At 72.2% G+C, this 17,830-nt stretch carries 17 protein-coding genes; 3 read left to right on the forward strand and 14 right to left on the reverse strand.

Translation table 11 applies throughout. The features are described 5' to 3' along the window. Positions 1 to 117: 117 nt before the first annotated feature. The 6 genes from ACGGAQ_RS07975 to ACGGAQ_RS08000 all read right to left on the reverse strand — a co-directional run bounded on the left by ACGGAQ_RS07975 (position 118) and on the right by ACGGAQ_RS08000 (position 6,397). Positions 118 to 1,593, reverse strand: a complete 1,476-nt coding sequence (locus ACGGAQ_RS07975) for an arabinofuranosidase catalytic domain-containing protein (protein ID WP_393045775.1) — start codon at positions 1,591 to 1,593, stop codon at positions 118 to 120. Positions 1,594 to 2,229: 636 nt separating this feature from the next. After that, positions 2,230 to 2,589, reverse strand: a complete 360-nt coding sequence (locus ACGGAQ_RS07980; RefSeq protein WP_393045777.1) for a hypothetical protein — start codon at positions 2,587 to 2,589, stop codon at positions 2,230 to 2,232. A gap of 10 nt (positions 2,590 to 2,599) precedes the next feature. Continuing rightward, entirely contained in the window at positions 2,600 to 4,354 is a 1,755-nt protein-coding gene (locus ACGGAQ_RS07985) for a hypothetical protein (protein ID WP_393045779.1), read from the reverse strand. A gap of 19 nt (positions 4,355 to 4,373) precedes the next feature. Further along, positions 4,374 to 5,570 (reverse strand): hypothetical protein, encoded by a 1,197-nt coding sequence (locus ACGGAQ_RS07990; RefSeq protein ID WP_393045781.1) that lies wholly within the window; start codon positions 5,568 to 5,570, stop codon positions 4,374 to 4,376. 191 nt (positions 5,571 to 5,761) lie between these two features. Continuing rightward, complete coding sequence (locus tag ACGGAQ_RS07995; protein WP_393045783.1) at positions 5,762 to 6,094, reverse strand: putative quinol monooxygenase; 333 nt, start codon at positions 6,092 to 6,094, stop codon at positions 5,762 to 5,764. 36 nt (positions 6,095 to 6,130) lie between these two features. Next, entirely contained in the window at positions 6,131 to 6,397 is a 267-nt protein-coding gene (locus ACGGAQ_RS08000) for a helix-turn-helix domain-containing protein (RefSeq protein ID WP_393045785.1), read from the reverse strand. Between the two features lie 103 nt (positions 6,398 to 6,500). Between ACGGAQ_RS08000 and map the strand changes: the two genes are divergently transcribed. Further along, positions 6,501 to 7,319: a type I methionyl aminopeptidase gene (map, locus tag ACGGAQ_RS08005; RefSeq protein WP_393045787.1), complete on the forward strand. Its 819-nt coding sequence runs from the start codon at positions 6,501 to 6,503 to the stop codon at positions 7,317 to 7,319. 28 nt (positions 7,320 to 7,347) lie between these two features. On the opposite strand, the gene ACGGAQ_RS08010 is transcribed toward map, so the two are convergent. The 4 genes from ACGGAQ_RS08010 to ACGGAQ_RS08025 form a co-directional block, all read right to left on the reverse strand. Continuing rightward, positions 7,348 to 8,343, reverse strand: coding sequence for a sensor histidine kinase (locus ACGGAQ_RS08010; RefSeq protein WP_393045789.1), 996 nt, complete (start codon positions 8,341 to 8,343; stop codon positions 7,348 to 7,350). Then, positions 8,340 to 9,512, reverse strand: coding sequence for a DUF418 domain-containing protein (locus tag ACGGAQ_RS08015; RefSeq protein WP_393045791.1), 1,173 nt, complete (start codon positions 9,510 to 9,512; stop codon positions 8,340 to 8,342). Before ACGGAQ_RS08015 ends, ACGGAQ_RS08010 begins: the two co-directional genes overlap by 4 nt. A 72-nt stretch (positions 9,513 to 9,584) precedes the next feature. Beyond that, positions 9,585 to 10,229, reverse strand: a complete 645-nt coding sequence (locus ACGGAQ_RS08020) for a LuxR C-terminal-related transcriptional regulator (RefSeq protein WP_393045793.1) — start codon at positions 10,227 to 10,229, stop codon at positions 9,585 to 9,587. A gap of 41 nt (positions 10,230 to 10,270) precedes the next feature. Further along, positions 10,271 to 11,098 carry a PIG-L family deacetylase gene (locus tag ACGGAQ_RS08025; RefSeq protein ID WP_393045796.1) on the reverse strand — a complete coding sequence of 276 codons (828 nt, stop codon included), beginning with the start codon at positions 11,096 to 11,098 and terminating at the stop codon, positions 10,271 to 10,273. A gap of 202 nt (positions 11,099 to 11,300) precedes the next feature. On the opposite strand from ACGGAQ_RS08025, the gene ACGGAQ_RS08030 reads away from it, so the two are divergent. Continuing rightward, the gene (locus ACGGAQ_RS08030; protein WP_393045798.1) at positions 11,301 to 12,194 is read left to right on the forward strand and encodes an alpha/beta fold hydrolase; all 894 of its coding nucleotides are present in this window, start codon (positions 11,301 to 11,303) and stop codon (positions 12,192 to 12,194) included. 10 nt (positions 12,195 to 12,204) lie between these two features. Here ACGGAQ_RS08030 and prfH read toward each other — a convergent pair whose 3' ends face one another. Further along, entirely contained in the window at positions 12,205 to 12,813 is a 609-nt protein-coding gene (gene prfH / locus ACGGAQ_RS08035; protein ID WP_393045800.1) for a peptide chain release factor H, read from the reverse strand. Next, positions 12,810 to 13,997, reverse strand: a complete 1,188-nt coding sequence (locus ACGGAQ_RS08040; RefSeq protein ID WP_393045802.1) for an RNA ligase RtcB family protein — start codon at positions 13,995 to 13,997, stop codon at positions 12,810 to 12,812. The genes prfH and ACGGAQ_RS08040 overlap by 4 nt, the downstream gene beginning before the upstream one ends. Positions 13,998 to 14,228: 231 nt before the next feature. Between ACGGAQ_RS08040 and ACGGAQ_RS08045 the strand changes: the two genes are divergently transcribed. Beyond that, a complete protein-coding gene (locus ACGGAQ_RS08045) occupies positions 14,229 to 14,759 on the forward strand; it encodes an adenylate kinase (RefSeq protein ID WP_393045804.1) in 531 nt (176 codons plus the stop codon). Positions 14,760 to 14,766: 7 nt separating this feature from the next. On the opposite strand, the gene ACGGAQ_RS08050 is transcribed toward ACGGAQ_RS08045, so the two are convergent. Together ACGGAQ_RS08050 and ACGGAQ_RS08055 are read right to left on the reverse strand one after the other, a co-directional pair. Further along, the gene (locus ACGGAQ_RS08050) at positions 14,767 to 15,417 is read right to left on the reverse strand and encodes a class I SAM-dependent methyltransferase (RefSeq protein ID WP_393045806.1); all 651 of its coding nucleotides are present in this window, start codon (positions 15,415 to 15,417) and stop codon (positions 14,767 to 14,769) included. Positions 15,418 to 15,480: 63 nt separating this feature from the next. Next, a complete protein-coding gene (locus ACGGAQ_RS08055; protein WP_393045808.1) occupies positions 15,481 to 17,679 on the reverse strand; it encodes a hypothetical protein in 2,199 nt (732 codons plus the stop codon). Positions 17,680 to 17,830 lie beyond the last annotated feature (151 nt).

The following is a 17,830-nucleotide window of genomic DNA, read 5'->3' on the forward strand; positions in this document are numbered from 1 at the left end:
TGGCGTCGCCGCGCGGGCTCACCCCGGCCCGGGAGCCTTCCCGGGCCGGGCCACGCGGCGTGGCGGATTGGTCGCGGCCGCCACACGCCGCGAGGCGGGGGTGGCGGCCGCGGGACCTCAGCGGTAGCCGGCGGCGACGATGTTCGCCTGCACCGCGTTCTCGGTCGCGTCGGACGGGTAACCCGCCACCATCGCGCCCTCGTAGAAGGTTCCGACACTCTGGTTGGAGTTGTCGATGCAGCAGTCGCCACCACTGCCCAGGATGATGGCGCCCTGCTTTCGCATCGGGTTGTAGCCCGACGGCAGCGAGCCGTCCCAGAGCGTGTAGAGGTTGCCGGACTGGGCGTTGCTGCCCTTGATGGCGAAGCGCGTCGTGCCGTTGTTCTTCAACGTCGCGGTGACGAACTTGCTGGTGAACGCCCGCTGGTTCGGGTTCCACGAGCTGCTGCCGCCCGGGAACAGGCCCCACTCCAGGTCGGCCTGCACCCAGGGACCGCTGCCGGAGCAACCGCCGAACCAGCAACTCGTTCCGAAGTAGATGGCGTCCATCGTGCCCCGGCCGTCGGCCCGACGGGTGGTCTCACTGTTGCCGTAGTCGAAGCAGCAGCCGCTGTTGACGTGGGTCCCGCTGGTCACCATGTACATGCCCTCCGGCGCGGCCCCGGTCGGGATGCCGGTCAGGTGCCCGTCGCGCCAGTAGCTGCTGTTGCCGTTGATGTAGAGCGAGTAGACCTTGTTGCCGCCGACAGTCAACGACTCCCTGGTCGCCACCGCGGGCTGCACGGCGCCACCGATGCCCCCCGCGCCCTGGTAGCCGAGGTTGTTGCCGCGCCCGGACTGGTCGTAGATGACCGTGATGACGCACGTGGTGTTCGCGCAGAAGCTGTCCTGGGTGGCGGAGTTGGCCCGTCCTCCGGTGCTGAGCACCCCGATGTTGCGGGTGCTGTTGTCCGAGGATCGGCGTACCTGGTAGAGCGACCCGTTGTAGGAGGCGTACAGGGCGCGGGTGGTGCTGTGCGCCGCGACGCAGGGTGTGCCACCGGCCGTGTAGATGTCGCAGGGCAGGGTCGTGCTCGGCGGAGGTGTGGTGGGCGGCGGTGTGGTGGGTGGCGGGGTCGTCGGCGGCTGTGTGGTGGGCGGCGGAGTGGTCGGCGGCGGCGTCGTCGGGTCCACCCCTCCCGTACAGGGGGTGCCGTTCAGCGCGAAAGAGGTCGGTACGGGGTTGCTGCCGGTCCAACTGCCGTTGAAGCCGAAGCTCGTGCTGCCGTTGGTGGGAATGCTGGCGTTGTAGGGGGCATTGGTGACGGTGAGTTCGCTGCCCGCCTGGGTGTAGCTGCCGTTCCACAGTTGGGTGACGGTCTGGCCGGCGGCGAAGTTCCAGGTCAGTCGCCATCCGTTGACGGCGTCGCCCAGGTTGGTGATGGTGACGTTGGCGCCGAAGCCGCCCTGCCACTGGGAGCTGACCGAGTAGGTGACCTGGCATCCGGCGGCGGCAGCCGAGGCGCCGGTCTGGGTGAGGGCGGCGCCGACGAGCACGAGTGTGGCGGCGGCGATGAGCGCCGGCCGCCGGTGCCGGGGTTGTGTGAGTCGCACGTGCTCTCCTCATCGGTGAGAGATTGACGATGTGCCGAGGTCCCGCCCGTTCCCCCTGCTCGGGCCCGGACTCTGAGCAGGGAGACGGCGGGACGTGGCCCGGTCTGCGGCCGCGTACGACGACGCCGAGGCCGCTCGGCGTCGGGGTGAGCGGTCGGGGACGGCGTGGTCGGCGGGCCAGGCGGTTCGGTACGTGGCGTCACGGTTGCCGGTCAGCGCCGACGGTCCTGCCCAGGGACGCGACGGTGATCGATGAAGTGGCCGTTGCCTGGAATCGTCCGGCCCTCGGCGCGGGTCGCCCGGTGGTGATCTCGGGCCGTCCCGTGCCGGCCACGCTCCACCCGCCCCACGCCGCGAACGATGTCGACCGCACAACCGGGACCAGCAAAGACAGGACCTTCGTGACGGTCAGATTACGCTCAGATATCGACGGTCGTCGGCTACGTTAGCGTTAACAGGACGGTATGTCCATAGACGACTGTCGGTATTCGTCGAGCCAGGCCGCGACGGAGGCTGGCGGATTCTCGGCGGCGGCAGGGGGCTCGACCGCGCGGAGGCGGTGCGCGACGGTGTCGACGTCGCCGACCCGGGCGCCCTTGGTGCCGTCGGGCCAGCGAGCTCTGCCCACCGTACCGGTCAGAGTGGCCAGTGCGCAGAGACGATGTCGATGGCGCCTCTGACCGCATCCGCCAGCGTGCCGCCGACCGTGGCCAGCGCGGCAAGTGTCTCCAACGACGTCAGCACCGGCTTGGGGTCCGGCTGCCGTTGCTCGCGGGCGACCTCGATCGCGGTCACCTCGCGGCCGGCGCGATCCGGGTCCTCGAAGTCGGCGACATGCTCCTTGAGGGTGCGCAGCAGCGCGTCGAACCGCTCGGCGAGGTCGTTGGTCCCGTTGTACTGGACCATCGTGACATTGTCACTGGCCATCGCTTGTTGACCACCATGGATCGTGTTGTGGAAAACGATCGACCGGGCCGGCTGATCCGGGTCCGCCATCGAGGGCCTCCTAGGTGTGCTGTTCGAACGTGACATTGGAGCTGGCGAACGCCTGCTGACCGCCGAAGATGTTGTTGACGTTGCCGAAGATGTTCTGGACCTCGGACGCGCGCTGCACCAGATCGCCGGTGTCCAGGCCACGCTCGCTCAGGAACGACACGACCGCCTCCAGCACGGCCCGCTCCAGGAGTTTGGTGTACTTCCACTCGTCGAGCAGTTGCAGGTGCTTGACCGCGGCCCGCTCGGCGACGAGCTGACGCACACTGACCCGGGCGCCGTAGTCGTGCGTTCGGAACTGCTCGCTCGCGGCGAGCGCGTCGTCCATCCGGGTCTTCATACCCCGATCGTGCCGCAGTCGCTTGACGAGGTGCCAGCCGCTGAGCACCGAGTCGGTCACCATGTTCGCCAGCACGTCACGCACGATCCGGACCATCGACTGCTCGGGCCGCAGCCGATCGACCACCGCGTACCGGGCCTCGATGGGGGGCATCACGGTGGTGACGAACTCGACGTAGAGCAACCCGCCCTCGACGGCGGCGTGCACGAACGCGGAGATGTCGATGCCGAGGTTCTGCTCGGGCAGCACGAGCCGTCCGTCGGCGGTGTGCAAGGGCTTGCCGGCACCGCTGACCACGATCCGGTCGTAGTAGCGCAGGCCGCCCTGCGGATGCCGGACGATCACGTCGATCACCTCTTCCGAGGCGCGGCTGCGCGGCATGCCGGTCACCGGGTCGAGCAGCGGGTCACCCTGCCGTCGTACCCCGTCGGCGACGATGTGCGGCACCAGGGAGAGCCCGGGCACCCGGACGGCGCGGGGCAGCGGATCCTCCCGCATCCGCCGGATCGCCGCCCGGACGTGCGCGGTCAGCGCGGGCCCCAGCTCCGCCTGGTCGATCGGCGTGGCGTCCGCGCCGCCGGCCCGGCCGGGGGCGGGCCGCACCGGGATGGCGTACGACCAGCCGTGCTCCGCCGCACCGCAGCCGAGGAAGGGGTCCCGCTCCTGGACGGTGATGTTGCCGTACTGGGCGCGGGCCACCAGGTCGAGTCGGCGGGCCACCCGTTCGTTGGGCAGGGTCGGCAGGACCGGTGGGACGCCGGGGCGCAGCTCGTCGGTCAGGATCTGGTGGGTGGTGCGCTCGAACCGGACGAGGACGGTGAGCGTGGCGACGCCGAGCAGGAGGGGCATCCAGGCCAGGAAGCCGAAGAGGCCGGCTGCCATCCTGGCCTGCAGCGCCTCGACCAGCGAGTCGGGACTGAGGTCGGAGCCGGTGCCCAGCAGGGAGCCGACGAAGAGCTGGAGGCCGCTGGACACACTCCACAGAGGCAGCACGAGCGCCAGGCCGCCACTGCACAACACGATGGTGATCAGCGTGCCGAACACCAGGACGCGGACGGGCAGGGACAGCTGGCGCGACTCCCGGGACCGGGCCAGCAGCACGATGATCCCGAGCACCACCCAACCCACGGTCGCGGTGATCGAGGTCAGCAGACCGATGACGAGCAGCCCGAACAGGATGCTGTCGCGGACCAGGTAGCGGCGCTGTGCCCGGAAGCAGTGCCGGACGACCGCGTTGAGGTCGAAGCCGAACGAGAGCGCGACGGCACGCCGCTCGTCCTCGATCACCTCTCTGATCACCGTCTCGGCGTACTCCTGGTCGAGGTAGGCCGCGCCACACAACTGCCGGGTGGTGTCGGACAGCCGCGGTGGCACCTGGTACGACGGGAAATCGAAGTGGTCGGTCTGCGGCGCCTCGGTCACCGTCACGTCGTCATCTCCCGGCTCCCTAGATTTCCTTGCTGGTGCGGGTGGGCAACCCGCATGAGGTGGCGATCGGGTTCCACCGGCGCAGGAACTCGTTCTTGGCCTTCTGGGACTGTTCGGAGAGCTGGTTGCCCCGCCGCCAGTTGGCGTCGAGCGAGCAGCCGGAGCTGATGGAGCGTCGCGTCCAGGCGGCGTAGGCCGCGTCGGCGTCCCCGGCGTACGTGAAGGCGGAGACCAGGTGGGAGCGCATCGCCGGCCCGTCGGTGAGCGCGTCGACGGCCAGCGCCTCGGCCTGGTCACGCTGGGTGCGGCGTTGACGTGTCACGCCGTCCAACAGACCGAGCGAGCGGTTCAGGTCGCGGCACTCTCCCACGGCCGCGATGGCGATGGCCAGGTCGCCGCGCGAGGCGATCGACTCCGACAGCAGCGCGTCCACCGCCTGGGCCTGCGTGCGCCGCCGGTCATCCGGATCGTCGCTCACCGTCGGTGTCGGCGTCTCCGGGCCGGGCGTCGTCGTCGGGACCGGGTCGGGCGTCGGCGGCGTCTCGGTGGGCACCTCGTCGTCGGCGGTCGGGGTCGCCGAGGTGGACGTCGTTTCGGAGACGGCGGCGGGCAGCGGCACCGTCATGCCCGCGACGAGCGCCACCGCGACGGTCACCACGAGCGTGGGCACCACAAGCTGGAGCCCTCGCCTCAGGTCACCGTCACGGCCGTCACCCCGGGCCGCGCGCGCCCACAGGTAGCCAGGTGACTCGGGTACGCCCCGAACGGCCGTCAACAGGTAGATGGCCACGGCGAGCGCGGCGAGCACGTAGTGCCACAGGGCCAGTCGACCCGGCACCTCGGACGGATCCTGGGCGCCCCGGGCGAGCGCGACGAGCAGCAGCACCAGCGCCCAGCCGGCGAACAGCACCGCGCACACCAGCAGGTCCCACAGCGGCGGTGGCAGGGCCGCCCCCGACATCGCGCCCAGGGCCCCGCCGACGACGGGCGACGCTACCGGCGGTTCGGTCGCGAGGGGTGTCGCGCTGGGCGTTTCGGTCGCGAGGGGTGTCGCGCTGGGCGGTTCGGTGCTCGGGTCGGGCGGCTCGGTCGCGATGGAGAACGCGCGGGGCGGAGACTCCTGCTGCGGCGCGGCGGCGCCGGGCAGGGCCGAACCGCACCGTTGGCAGGTGGGGAGCGCCGCATCGGTGTCGGCCCCACAGGTGACGCAACGCATCGATCACCGCCTTCCCCGGCAGGCGCTTGTCACGTGGACCCTAGCGACGAGATCGATGTCCGACATCCTCCACCCGGGCCGGCGTTGGCGATCGCGGATATCCGACAGTCCCCAGTGGAGCCACCGGCACGGGTTGGCGAGGAGGGCCGAGCGGACCGGCGGAAAGTGGCACCGCCGACGTCGGCCGGCGGTCAGCGGGCCTCGGGTACGGCCATCTCGCCGAGCAGCGACCAGTCCTGCTGTGGGACCGTGGCGTTGACGATGCGCGGCGTCTCGGCCAGGTGCGGCGGCAGCGTCTCCTGCGCGGCGCGGAAGTGGGCCGACTGGACGTGTGCCGCGCCTGCCTCGCCGTCGCGGAAGGCCTCGACCAGGACGTACTCGGTCGGGTCGTCCAGGCTGCGGGACCAGTCGAACCACAGGCAGCCCGGCTCGGCGCGGGTCGCCTCGGTGAACGCGGCGGCGATCTGCGGCCACTGGTCGGCATGCTCGGGCAGCACCCGGAACTTCGCGGTAATGAAGATCATGGGCTAAAGGCTACCCAGCGGTCGTCGACCGAGGGCTCAGGACGCCGCACGGAGCCGCAGATCGGCCAGCCACACCTCGGCCAGGTCGCTGAGCGCGACGCCGAGAACCTCGCTGAGGCACACCACGGTGCCGAACGCGGGTGCCGGGAGCCGGCCCACCTCGATCTTGCGCAGCGTCTCCGGTGAGATGCCGGCCGCCAGGGCCACCTCGACGAGACTGCGGCTGCCCCGTGCGACCCGAAGCGCCGCCCCGAGGCGTTGCCCCGCGGCGATCTGTTCCGGTGTGAGGGGTGGGCGGACCATGTGAGCAGGATAGATGTGCCCGCACGGACCGGCAATGTTGACCCGCCGACCCCTCGGGTCAGCGTGGTATAAATATACCGCACCGGAGACGGAAGGGTTGATCGTGATCGAGCTGAAAACCGCCGCGGAAGTCGATCGAATGGCCGTGACCGGCCAGTTCGTCGGCGAGCTGCTGGCCGAGCTGCGTGCGGTGGCCGCCGCAGGGGTCAACCTGCTGGACCTGGAGCACCACGCCCGCCGCCGAATCAGGGAGCGGGGCGCCGAGTCCTGCTACTGGGACTACACGCCGTCGTTCGGTCGCGGCCCGTTCCGCAACGTCCTGTGCCTCTCCGTCAACGACGCCGTGCTGCACGGTCTGCCACACGACTACGTCCTGCGCGACGGTGACCTGCTGAGCATCGACATGGCGGTCGGGATCGACGGCTGGGCCGCCGACTCCGCGCTGTCCGTCGTCGTCGGCACCCCCGACCCGGCGGATCTGAAGCTGATCGAGGCCACCGAGGTCGCGCTTGCGGCCGGCATCGAGGCCGCGCGGCCGGGCAACCAGCTCGGCGACATCTCCGCCGCTATCGGCGAAGTCGCCCACCGCTACGGCTACCAGGTCAACGACGAGTTCGGCGGGCACGGCATCGGCCGCACCATGCACGAGGCCCCGCACGTGCCCAACAACGGCCGACCCGGGCGGGGCATGAAGCTCAAGCCCGGCCTGACGCTCGCGATCGAGCCATGGTTCTGCCGCAGCACCGGCAAGATCAAATTTGACCAGGACGGCTGGACGATCCGGTCCGCGGACGGCTCGCGCTCGGCCCACTCCGAGCACACCGTCGCGGTCACCGAGACCGGCCCCCGGGTGCTGACCTGTCGCCCCGACCAGGGCGTACGGCCGGACAGCCGCAGCGGGCAGTCGGCCGCGACGTCCTGAGGCGTACCGCCGCGGTGCCTGCGCACCTTCATGCCGGCTCGATCGGGATCGTGACGGTGACCCGGGTCGGGCCGCCGGCCGGGCTGTCGACCGAGAGGCGGGCGTCGATGGCGTCGAGGCGACCCATGATGCCGCGCAGGCCGGTGCCGCGGCCCGGATCGGCGCCACCGGAACCGTTGTCGTCGACGTGGATCCGTAGCAGGTCGCCGGCCCGGTCGAAGGTCACGCACGCTTCCGCGGCGGCGCTGTGCTTCGCCACGTTGGCCAGGGCTTCGGCCACCGCGAAGTACGCCGCGGTCTGCACCGCCGGTGGGAGCTGCGCGGGCGGTTCGCCGGTGACGGTGACGGGCACGGCGAGGTCGAGCGCCAGGGCGCGGACGGCGTCACCGAGGCCGCGGTCCGCGAGGACCGCCGGGTGGATGCTCTGGGTGACGGTGCGAATGTCGTCGAGGGCGGCGGTCGCCGTGGCGCGGGCCTCCGCCAGCAGCTGCGCGGCACCGTCGACGTCGCGGCGCAGCAGGTCCCCGGCCAGGCCGAGGGTCAGCGCCAGGGACACGAGACGGGCCTGGGCCCCGTCGTGCAGGTCGCGCTCGATCCGTTTCAGCTCGGCCGCCTGCTGGTCCACGGCGCTGCGGCGGGAACGGGTCAGCGTGGCGATCCGCTCGGTGAGCTCCCGCTCGCGGGCCCCGGGAGGGCGACTGACCACCCAGGCGTGCAGCCCCACGATCGTCGCCAGGCCGAGCAGCGTCCAGGCCGGCCAGAAGTAGCCGCCGCCGGTGAGCACCCAGACGCTGAGGTCGGCGCACCCGATCAGGGCGCAGGCGGCGGCGTCGAGGGCCAGCCAGAGTCGCCGGCCCGGTGGCACCCGCAGTGCCCGCCGCAGCAGCAGCCGGCCGAGCAGGACGATGCCGACCGCGAAGTACACCCACCGGGGCCAGAACACGCCACGGCCGGTGACCAGCCAGGCGACCGTGGCCGCGACGCAGAGCGCCCCGGCCACGGTCCTGCGGATGGTGGCGGTCATCGGCGGGTGGTGCGGTAGGTGATGCGTCGCAGCAGCGTCTCCGCCGGCCCCCGGTGACCAGTGACGCTCAGCGCCCAGGCGGCGGCCAGCGAGACCAGCCAGGTGACGACCGCCACGCTGGCGGCCGCGTACGTGCCCTCCAGGTGCAGCGCCCACGGCGCGAACAGGGCCAGCCACACCGCGGACTGCAACAGGTACCCGCTCAGCGACCGTTGCCCGAGCGCGACCACCGGTGCGAGCAGGGCTCGGCCGCGGCGGGCACTGTCGAGTCGCAGTGCCAGCAGGCCGAACAACGCCACGTAGCCGGGCCCTCCGTACTCGCCGCTCACGGCGTGAACGAGTGCCATGGTCTCGACCGTAGCGGCGTCGACGTGCACGGCACCAGCGGCGATGAGCGCGTACGGGAGCGCGCCGACGACGGAGATGCCGAGGCAGCCGACGGCGACGCGGCGCAGCAGCACGCGGTGCGCGGCGGGGTTCTCCAGGATGCGGTGCCGGGCCGCCCAGATGCCCAACCACACGATGACGATGAACGGGAGCACGGTGGCGGTGTGGACCGGCCACTCGGCGAGGCGGTCGAGGATGGACTGGCCGTACGACGAGGCGGCGAGCGACGGGTTCGGCGTGTTGGTCAGGACGGCGTTGCCGCCGCGCGCGCCGACGAGCGCGGTCACCGCCAGGACCCCGGCGTACGCGGTCTGGATGCCCCAGAGCCACAGCACGACGCGGTGGAACCGGTCGCCGCGGCGCAGCAACAGCAGGGTGGCGGCGATACCGACGATGCCGTACGCGCCGAGGAAGTCCCCGAAGTACAGCAGCGTCGCGTGGCACAGGCCGAAGACGATCAGGGCGGCGTTGCGCCGCAGCAGGATCCGCCGTGCGCCCTCGCCCTGTCGTCGGGCGATCTGCACGAGGCCGTACCCGAACATGACGGCGAAGACCGGGTAGGCGCGGCTGTCGACGAACGTCGCCAGGACGGCGTTGACGACGCGCTGCGCGCCGTGCGGCGTGCCGTCCAGGCCGGGCTGGCCGGCGAACGCGGCGTTCGCGGCGTTCGCGAGCGCGATGAACAGCAGCATGGCGCCGCGGGCGAGGTCGGGGGCGAGGGCGCGGTCGGCGCGGGGGACGGGGCCCGGTTGGAGGACTGTCGTGCTGACGGTTGCGGTCATGGTCTCAGGCTCGCCGCTGGCGCGACGCGTTTCGAGGAGCCTGGAACCCCTCCCGTGGTGGTACCAGTACCCCTATGCGTCGAGGTAGGCGAGGACGGCGAGGACGCGCCGGTTGTCGTCCTCGGAGGACTGCAGCCCGAGCTTGGCGAAGATGCTGTTGGTGTGCTTGGCGACCGCCTTCTCCGTGATGAACAGGGCGGCGCCGATGGCGGCGTTGGACCGGCCCTGCGCCATCTGCCCGAGCACCTCCCGTTCGCGGGGCGTCAACCGGTCCAGGGGCAGCACCCGTGTCCGGCTGTCGAGCAGCTTCGCGACCACGGTGGGGTCGAGCGCGGTGCCGCCCGCGGCGACCCGGCGGACCGCGGCGACGAACTCGCCGAGGTCGGACACCCGGTCCTTGAGCAGGTAGCCGATCCCGCCGTGGCCGTCGGCGAGCAGTTCCCGCGCGTACAGTCGCTCCACGTACTGCGAGAGCACCAGCACCGGCAGTCCCGGCACCTCGGCCCGCGCCGCGAGCGCGGCCCGCAGACCCTCATCGGTGTACGACGGCGGCAGCCGCACGTCGACCACGGCCACGTCGGGGCGTCGCGTGACGAGCTCGGTCAGCAGATCCGGCCCGGTGCCCACGGCGGCGACCACCTCGAAGCCGTGGGCCTCCAACAGCCGGATCAACCCGTCCCGCAACAACATGAGGTCTTCCGCCACCACCACCCGCACCCGGCAACGGTAACGGGCCCGCCGCCGGGTGTGGGTACGCGTCAGCGCAGGCCGGCGAAGAGGTCGTCCTCGGGCACCGGCGCGTCGGTGGTGTCCCGCACCCGGACGAAGGTCTCGGTGCCCATCAGCTCGGTGAACCGCTCCTGGCCCAGTTGGAGGAAGAAGATGTTCTCGGTCTGGCTGGCGTGCGCGGCCAGGGCCTCGAACTTCTGCGCGCCGTAGCTCCGGGTGTCGACCCAGGTGGTGATCTCGTCGTCGGGCAGCCCCAGCTCAGGCTGGTCGGACGACGGGTCCGGATCGGCCCACTCGACGCCGAGTTCCTTCATGATCCGGCCGAACTCCGCGAACGCCGTCCGCGGCACGGTGGTCCAGTAGACCTTCGCGGGGATGTCGGTCTGCGCGACGGCGGCCATGGTGATGCGATGCGCCTGGATGTGGTCCGGGTGGCCGTAGAAGCCGTTCTCGTCGTAGGTCACGATGACGTCCGGCTGGTAGCGGCGGATCAGGTCGGCGAGCCGGTCCGCGGCCTCGGCCACCGGCGTCGTCCAGAAGGAGCCGGGCTGGTCGTTCGTCGACCAACCCATCATCCCGGAGTCGGCGTAGCCGAGCGTCTCCAGGTGGGTGACCTTCAACGTCGCGCAGCTGTCCTCCAGCTCGGCCTGACGCATCGCCACGACGGCGTCCGGGTCGTGGCCGGGCTCACCGGGCTTCACCCCGCCGGGGCCGTCGCCGCATCGCCCGTCGGTACAGGTCACGAGGACCGTGGTGACACCTTCGGCCGCGTATCGGGCGAGGACGCCGCCGGTGCTCGTCGCCTCGTCGTCGGGGTGCGCGTGCACCGCCATCAGGGTCAGGGATCGCTCAGCCATGTCATCACCCTACGACCAGCGTGGCGACCACACGGGAAGTGTCCTGTTCGCGGACGCATTCTAGCGAGCCGTTCACCGGCCCTGCTGTTCTTGCGCAACTCGCTGTCGGACGGCTCGTGGGTTCCTACGATTTCGGGGCTGGGCCGGTGGTCCGGAGCCGCGTGTCGACAGCGGGATTCAGCCGAGGAAGGGGACCGGTTCCATGGCACTGTTCGATGACGTGCGACAGGTCGACGCCGGGGTCCTGAACGTCGGATACGTGGACGCCGGCCCGGCCGACGGCGCTCCCGTGATCCTGCTGCACGGCTGGCCGTACGACATCCACAGCTTCGTCGACGTCGTACCGCTGCTCACCGACGCCGGCCACCGGGTCGTCGTGCCGTACCTGCGGGGTTACGGCACGACGCGGTTCCGATCCGACGACGCCGTCCGCAACGGCGAGCCGGCCGCCATGGGGCTCGACCTCATCGCCCTCATGGACGCCCTGGGCATCGACAGCGCGAAGCTGGCCGGGTTCGACTGGGGCGCGCGTACGGCCGATGTCGTGGCCGCGTTGTGGCCGGAGCGCTGTTCCGGTCTGGTGTCGGTCAGCGGCTACCTGATCGACGGCCAGGAGTCGGGCAAGACGCCGCTTCCGCCGAAGGCCGAGCTCGCCTGGTGGTACCAGTACTACTTCGCCACCGAGCGCGGCCGGCAAGGGTACGACCGCAACCGCCGCGACTTCGCCCGGCTGATCTGGCAGACCGCATCGCCGCAGTGGACGTTCGACGACGCGACCTTCGAGCGCAGCGCCGCCGCGTTCGACAACCCCGACCACGTCGACGTCGTGATCCACAACTATCGGTGGCGGCTGGCCCTCGCCGAGGGCGAACCGCAGTACGACGAGGAGGAGAAGCGCCTGGCCGGCAAGCCGAAGATCTCGGTGCCCAGCATCACCCTGGAGGGTGACGCCAACGGTGCCCCCCACCTGGACCCGAGTGTCTACGGCAAGCAGTTCGCCGGCCGGTACGAGCACCGGACCGTCGGCGGCGGCGTCGGGCACAACCTGCCCCAGGAGGCGCCGCGGGCCTTCGCCGACGCGGTCCTGGAGGTCTGAGCCCGCTGGGCTACGGGCGTTCGGTGCGGGTCGGGTCGCCCCGCACGAGGTCGTCGTGGATGCGCCAACGGGCGGTCGTGACCGCGCGGCGGGCCGCCTCGTCGCCGCGCTCGACACGCTGGCGCAGCAGCTCAAGGGCGATGCGCCGGTTCAGACTGAACTGCCGTTCGTCGTCCACCACCACGACCAGGCCCGAGGGGCGGTGGGTGGCGCGTACCGCCGTGCTGGCCTTGTTCCGGTGCTGGCCGCCCGGGCCGCCGGTGCGGCACCCGACGATGTCGACGTCGGCCTCGGCGAACGTCGTCGTCGGCGCGTCGCTCGGCGGCGGCTGCGCGGTCACGTACCAGTTCTTTCGACCGGCGCTCCTCCGGTAGGGGCTGGGCGCCTGCCAGCACAGCGTCCCCGTCCAGGAGGCGGCGAACGCCTCGACGTCGGCGCCGGACAGCCGGATCAGCACCGACCGGTAGGTTCCCGGACGGTCGCCGGGCACCGCGTGGACCCGCTGGACGGTCACGCCCTGCCGGGTGGCGTCAGCCTCCAGGCGGCGCAACAGGTGGGCCAGCGCCCACGCGCACTCGCGCGGCCCACGGCCGGCGGACAGCAGCAGCTGCGCGCTCACGACCGACCCCGCCCGCGACGCTGATCGCGCCGGTCCGACCGCGGCGCGGCCCCGACATCCGGCGTCTTGTAGGTGACCAGGGGGATCGTGGTGGCCACCGGCGTGGCGAGCCGGTGCCCGACGAGATCGCCGATCACCTGCTCGATCCGCTTGTACGCCGTGGGCGCCTCCTCGAAGAGCAACTGGCGGTCACCGCACACCACCAGGGAACCCACCGGGGTACGCCGCAACTCCTCGACCGTGTGCTTGGCCCGGCCCCGGCGCAGCGCGTCGGCGCGGGACATCTTCCGGCCCGCGCCGTGCGCCACCGAGTGGTTGGCGTCCGCCCCGGCGTGGGCGGCCACCAGGTACGACGCGGTACCCCGCGTACCGGCGACGAGCACGTCGCGGCCGTCACCGGGCGCCGCCCCCTTGCGGTGCAGGTAGACGCCGTCACGCACCTCGACCAGGTTGTGGCACTGGTCGACGACCGGCTCGGTCGGTTCGGCCCCCAGGGCGTACGCGACCCGGGCGGCCAGCAGCCGCCGGTTGAGCGAGCCCCAGCGCACCGCCTCGTCGTGCCGGGCCAGGTATGCGGCCGGGTCGGGAGCCGGGCCCGCCCCGTGCGCCTCGGTGTGCGTGCGCAGGATCCGCTCGCCCAGGCCCCGCGAGCCGCTGTGCACGACGAGGACGAGGTCACCGGTGGCCAGCCCGAGTCGGTGCGCGTGCTCGGGTGCGAAGACGGTGTCGACGCGAGCCAGCTCGACGAAGTGGTTACCGCGGCCGACCGTACCGAGACCGTCCCGGTGGCCGGCGGGAACCTCGCCCGCGACGACGGTCCAGGCAGGATCGTCGGCGTCCCGCTCGGGGTCGAGCGCGCGGTCGAGGTCGGGGAACCGGGCAGCCAGCCGCTCGGGTACGACGCGCCGGAGTCGAATGGGGAACACCGCGATGCCGCAACCGATGTCCGAGCCCACCAGGAACGGGTACAGGACTGTCGACGCCATGGCCGCGCCGATGGGGGCGCCCTTGCCCGGGTGCAGGTCCGGCATCCCGGCAACGTGGACCATGCCGTCGAGGGCGGCCACCTGCCGACACTGGTCGAGCGCGGCGGACTCGATCCAACTCGCGGGGGACGCGAACACGGCAACGGTGGCCGGGGCGGACGGGGACGAAGACTCCCGAGGGGAGTGGTGCTCAGACAACGACGCTCACTTCTCGCTGAATCGCAAGGGGACGGACGGCGGTACGGCACCGGGCGGCGCGAAGCGGCCTCGGCGCGGTGCTCAGGTGGTGTCCGTCAGTACGTCATGGGCACCACTCTGGCGGCGCCCGTCGCGTGCGGCAAGCGATTATCGGCGGGGCCCGGCGCGCGGCGGGCCCGGCTCGGCAGCATCTGGTGAGGCCCCCTCGACGCTGCGGCGTACGCTGCCGCGATGACCGCACCGCGTCGCATCCTGATCTACGGGGTGTACGGCGCGGGCAAGTCCACCCTCGCCGCTCGGTTGGCGCAGCGCCTCGGAGTGCCCTGGTATCCGGTGGACGACCTGCTGTGGCTGCCGGGGTGGGTCGAGGTGCCCGTCGCCCAGCAGCGCAGCCGGATCGAGGAGATCTGCCGCCGGGACAGCTGGATCCTCGACGGCGCGTACCACGGATGGCGGGACGTGCCGCTGGCGCGCGCCGACCTGGTGGTGGCCCTGGACTACCCGCGGTGGCGCTCGTTTGGGCGGTTGCTGCGTCGTACGCTGCGTCGCCTGGGGACGGGCGAGGTGATCTGCAACGGAAACCGCGAATCCCTCGGCAGTGTGCTGTCCCGCGACTCGATCCTGCTCTGGCACGTCGGCGCGTTCGGCCGTGCGCGGCGGCGGATGCGGGCCTGGCAGGCCGATCCGGCCGGGCCGCCGGTGCTGCTGTTCGCCAGCCCGGCGGCCCTGGACGACTGGCTGGAGGGCCTGCCGACCCGGTGAGCGGCGCTCAGGCCGCCTGCTGTTCCCGCCGGATCGCGCGACCCAGAACGCACGGCGAGGAGGGGCTGGAACTGCCGGCCGGGAACCGGAAGCGACGCAGCTCGTCGATGGCGAACCCCGCCGCCTCGATGGCGGCCGTGGTGTCGCGGCCGGTGTGGCAGCCGGCGAACAGTTTCGGCCAGAGCGTGGCGTCGGAGAACCGCTGGACCCGACGGAGGCGACCCGGCTCCTCGGCGGCGACGTGCTCGAAGAAGCGCAGCTGCCCGCCGGGGCGCAGCACGCGGTGGATCTCGGCGAGCGCGGCGGCCTGGTCGGGCACGGTGCACAGCACCAACGCGACCACGACCGCGTCGAACTCGCCGTCGGCGGCGGGCAACGCCTCGGCCAGGCCGTCGACGACCGTGATCGGCACCGGTGCGGCCGGGGCCGCCCGGACGGCGGCGGCACGCAGCCGTCGTTCCGGCTCGACCGCGACGACCTCGGTCACCGTCCGCGGGTAGTGGGCGAACATGCGCCCGTTGCCGGCGCCGACCTCGAGCACCCGGCCGGTCAGGCCGGCGACCAGGTCGCGGCGGAACTCGGCGGTGCCGGCGCGGTCCATGGCGACGCTGAGCCTTTCGTAGACCCGCGCGAACACCGGGTGGGACACGGCAGCCACATCGCCCTCCAGCCTCTGCCGATCAGGATTCCCGGGCAGCGACCACAATCATGGGCGGCGATGTCAACCGCGCGGCTGCGGCGCGCTTCGCAGGCGTTGCGCCAACTCCCGTACCGCGTCGACGTATCGCTCGTCGGATTCGGACGGCCAGTGCCCCTGGATCGGTGGGGGAACGCTGTCGCCCGGCGGGGTCACCACGTCGCTGGGATCGCGCTCCCGGCGGTCCACCGCCGCGGCCGGGTCACCATCGGACGCCTGTGACCCCCGGTCGGGAAAGACGCGCCCGCCGATCGGGTCGGTGTCGCGCCACAGGTTCACCCACCGCCAGCCGACCCGGCTGCCGATCTCGCGCAGCACCGCGTCGTCGAGGTACGCGGGAAAGAGCCGCGCGTAGAGCCGGCGCAGCGGTGACCCGTACGTGAGCAGCGCGATTCGGCTGCCGATCCGGGGCGGCAACTGGAGTACGGCCGCGGCGAGCAGGACCGAGCCGTGGCTGTGCCCGGAGAGCAGCACGGCGTTGCCGCGCTCGACCAGGTAGGTGATGCGCCGCGTCAGCTCCGGCACGGCCCGCTCGGCGTAGCAGGGCGGCGCGAACGGGTGGGCGGCCCGGGGCCAGAAGGTCCCGAGGTCCCAGATGACGCCGACGTGCCGCCGGAACCCCTCGGTGCGGTAGGCGAAGATTCCGCCGAGGACCAGGCCGACGATGACGGCTGCCTTCGCCCAGCTGGCGAACGCGATGCTGAAGGTGATCGCGTCGGACGGCAACCGCGCGTACCGCTCGACGACGTCGCCCGGAAACACCCCCAGCAGATCGAGGGTGGTGGTGGCGGAGCCGATCCCGGCGAGACAGCCGAAGACCACTGCCAGCAGCACTAGGCGTTCGGTGAATCTGGCGCGGGCCAGCGCGTCGCGGACCTGGCGCAGCCGCGGCCGGGCCTCCGCCGGCGCGTTCGGGTAGTCGCGCGCGATGATCGCCGCCGCCGCGCGGCGGCGGCGGGGGCGGGAGACGATGACGACCAGGCCGGCGACGAGCACCGTGACCACCGCGGTGCGGAGAAAACCGAAGGTCGCCCAGGTGTACGCCCGGGGCGGGCCGGTCGCGATGCCCTCCCCGGTCGGCAGGTCGCGGTCGAGGTAGTCCGCCACCCGGTAGACGAGTTCGGCGGAGTACGCCACCGCTGCGCTGATCGCCGTGGCCGCGATGACCAGCGCTCCCAGCCCGAACAGTGGGCTGCCTCTGCGCCGCCAGAGCAGGATGACACCGAGAGCGGCCAGCAGGGTCGTCTGGGCGGAGAACAGCCAGATCAGGGTGGCGTCGTAGCCGGGCAGGGCATCCACCTCGCGCCACCTGGCGGAGCTGGTCAGCACATGGGCCACGACCACGACGGTCAGGATGATCGCGGTCGTCCGGAGGGCGGTGGTGATCGCGTCGAGCCGCCGGTCGGTGGGGGACCGGTCGATCAACGGTGGCGTGCAGAGCAGCGCCACGCAGGCCGCCAGGAGCACGCCGGTGGCCACCGCCAACGCGACAGTGGCGATCGACGCGCCTCTCGCGGCGCGGGCGGCGAGCAGGACGAGGCTCAGCGTCCCGAACGCGGCCGCGACATGTATGGACCGGAGCCGTCCGACAAGCGGTTCGGAGTGCCACGTGCCGACAGTGCTGAGCCGATGCCCGGAGAATTCCTCGTCGGGCCTGCGGAACGCCTCGAACGACCTCCCGGGGCGGTTGCTGAGCCGCCAGACCAGGCCGATCGCGACGGCCGGGACCAGCGCGAACACCGCCAGCCGCCGCCCGACCGGCTGGCCGCTGAACCAGGACAACCAGCTGCGACCGGCCAGGCAGCGGGGCGAGTTCAGGCAGTCCCAGGCGACGAGGTCGAGGGCGACGCCGGCGATGGCGAGCACGTACAGCGCGGTGAGCGTCAGCGCCAGCACCCGGCACAGGGACTTGACCGTGGCCTCCGAGCGGGGGTTCGCCGGACGCATCCAGATCGCCACGTTGACCAGCAGGAACGGCAGCAGGAGCACCCGTGCCAGGGTCCGGGCCACGGTCCCGGAGGGCAGGTCGCCCCAGCGGTACGCCTCCAGCGTCACGCCCCGCGCCTCGGGCGTCGACCAGTGGGGGCGGACGCGGACGAAGCCGCCCATGCGGTCGCCGGCGACCTGCACCGTCCGCTGCAGGCCGAGCACCTGCTCGGTGCTCGCGCCGGAGACGCCGTGCACCCGCAGCTCCACGATGTCGCCGGTGTCGGGCCCGCTCACCCGCGCTGATCCATCGGCCATCGCCCCCTGAGGCGTCCGACCGCCCGGTGCCGGCGATCCAGCCGCGGGTGGCCCCACCACCCGCGTGGCAGACCGGGGTGTACCCCGCCCGGACGCCCCCAACCGCGCGGCGACACGCGCACCGTACGGG

Origin of the sequence: Micromonospora sp. NPDC047557 (assembly GCF_043205095.1) — a bacterium.
Taxonomy (GTDB): domain Bacteria; phylum Actinomycetota; class Actinomycetes; order Mycobacteriales; family Micromonosporaceae; genus Micromonospora.

What these genes read in the sequence shown, in the direction of transcription:
- ACGGAQ_RS07980 (WP_393045777.1), bottom strand. Translation starts at nt 2,589, where the DNA reads ATGGCGGACCCGGATCAGCCGGCCCGGTCGATCGTTTTCCACAACACG.
- ACGGAQ_RS07990 (WP_393045781.1), bottom strand. Translation starts at nt 5,570, where the DNA reads ATGCGTTGCGTCACCTGTGGGGCCGACACCGATGCGGCGCTCCCCACC.
- ACGGAQ_RS07995 (WP_393045783.1), bottom strand. Translation starts at nt 6,094, where the DNA reads ATGATCTTCATTACCGCGAAGTTCCGGGTGCTGCCCGAGCATGCCGAC.
- ACGGAQ_RS08000 (WP_393045785.1), bottom strand. Translation starts at nt 6,397, where the DNA reads ATGGTCCGCCCACCCCTCACACCGGAACAGATCGCCGCGGGGCAACGC.
- ACGGAQ_RS08010 (WP_393045789.1), bottom strand. Translation starts at nt 8,343, where the DNA reads ATGACCGCCACCATCCGCAGGACCGTGGCCGGGGCGCTCTGCGTCGCG.
- ACGGAQ_RS08015 (WP_393045791.1), bottom strand. Translation starts at nt 9,512, where the DNA reads ATGACCGCAACCGTCAGCACGACAGTCCTCCAACCGGGCCCCGTCCCC.
- ACGGAQ_RS08025 (WP_393045796.1), bottom strand. Translation starts at nt 11,098, where the DNA reads ATGGCTGAGCGATCCCTGACCCTGATGGCGGTGCACGCGCACCCCGAC.
- ACGGAQ_RS08030 (WP_393045798.1), top strand. Translation starts at nt 11,301, where the DNA reads ATGGCACTGTTCGATGACGTGCGACAGGTCGACGCCGGGGTCCTGAAC.
- ACGGAQ_RS08045 (WP_393045804.1), top strand. Translation starts at nt 14,229, where the DNA reads ATGACCGCACCGCGTCGCATCCTGATCTACGGGGTGTACGGCGCGGGC.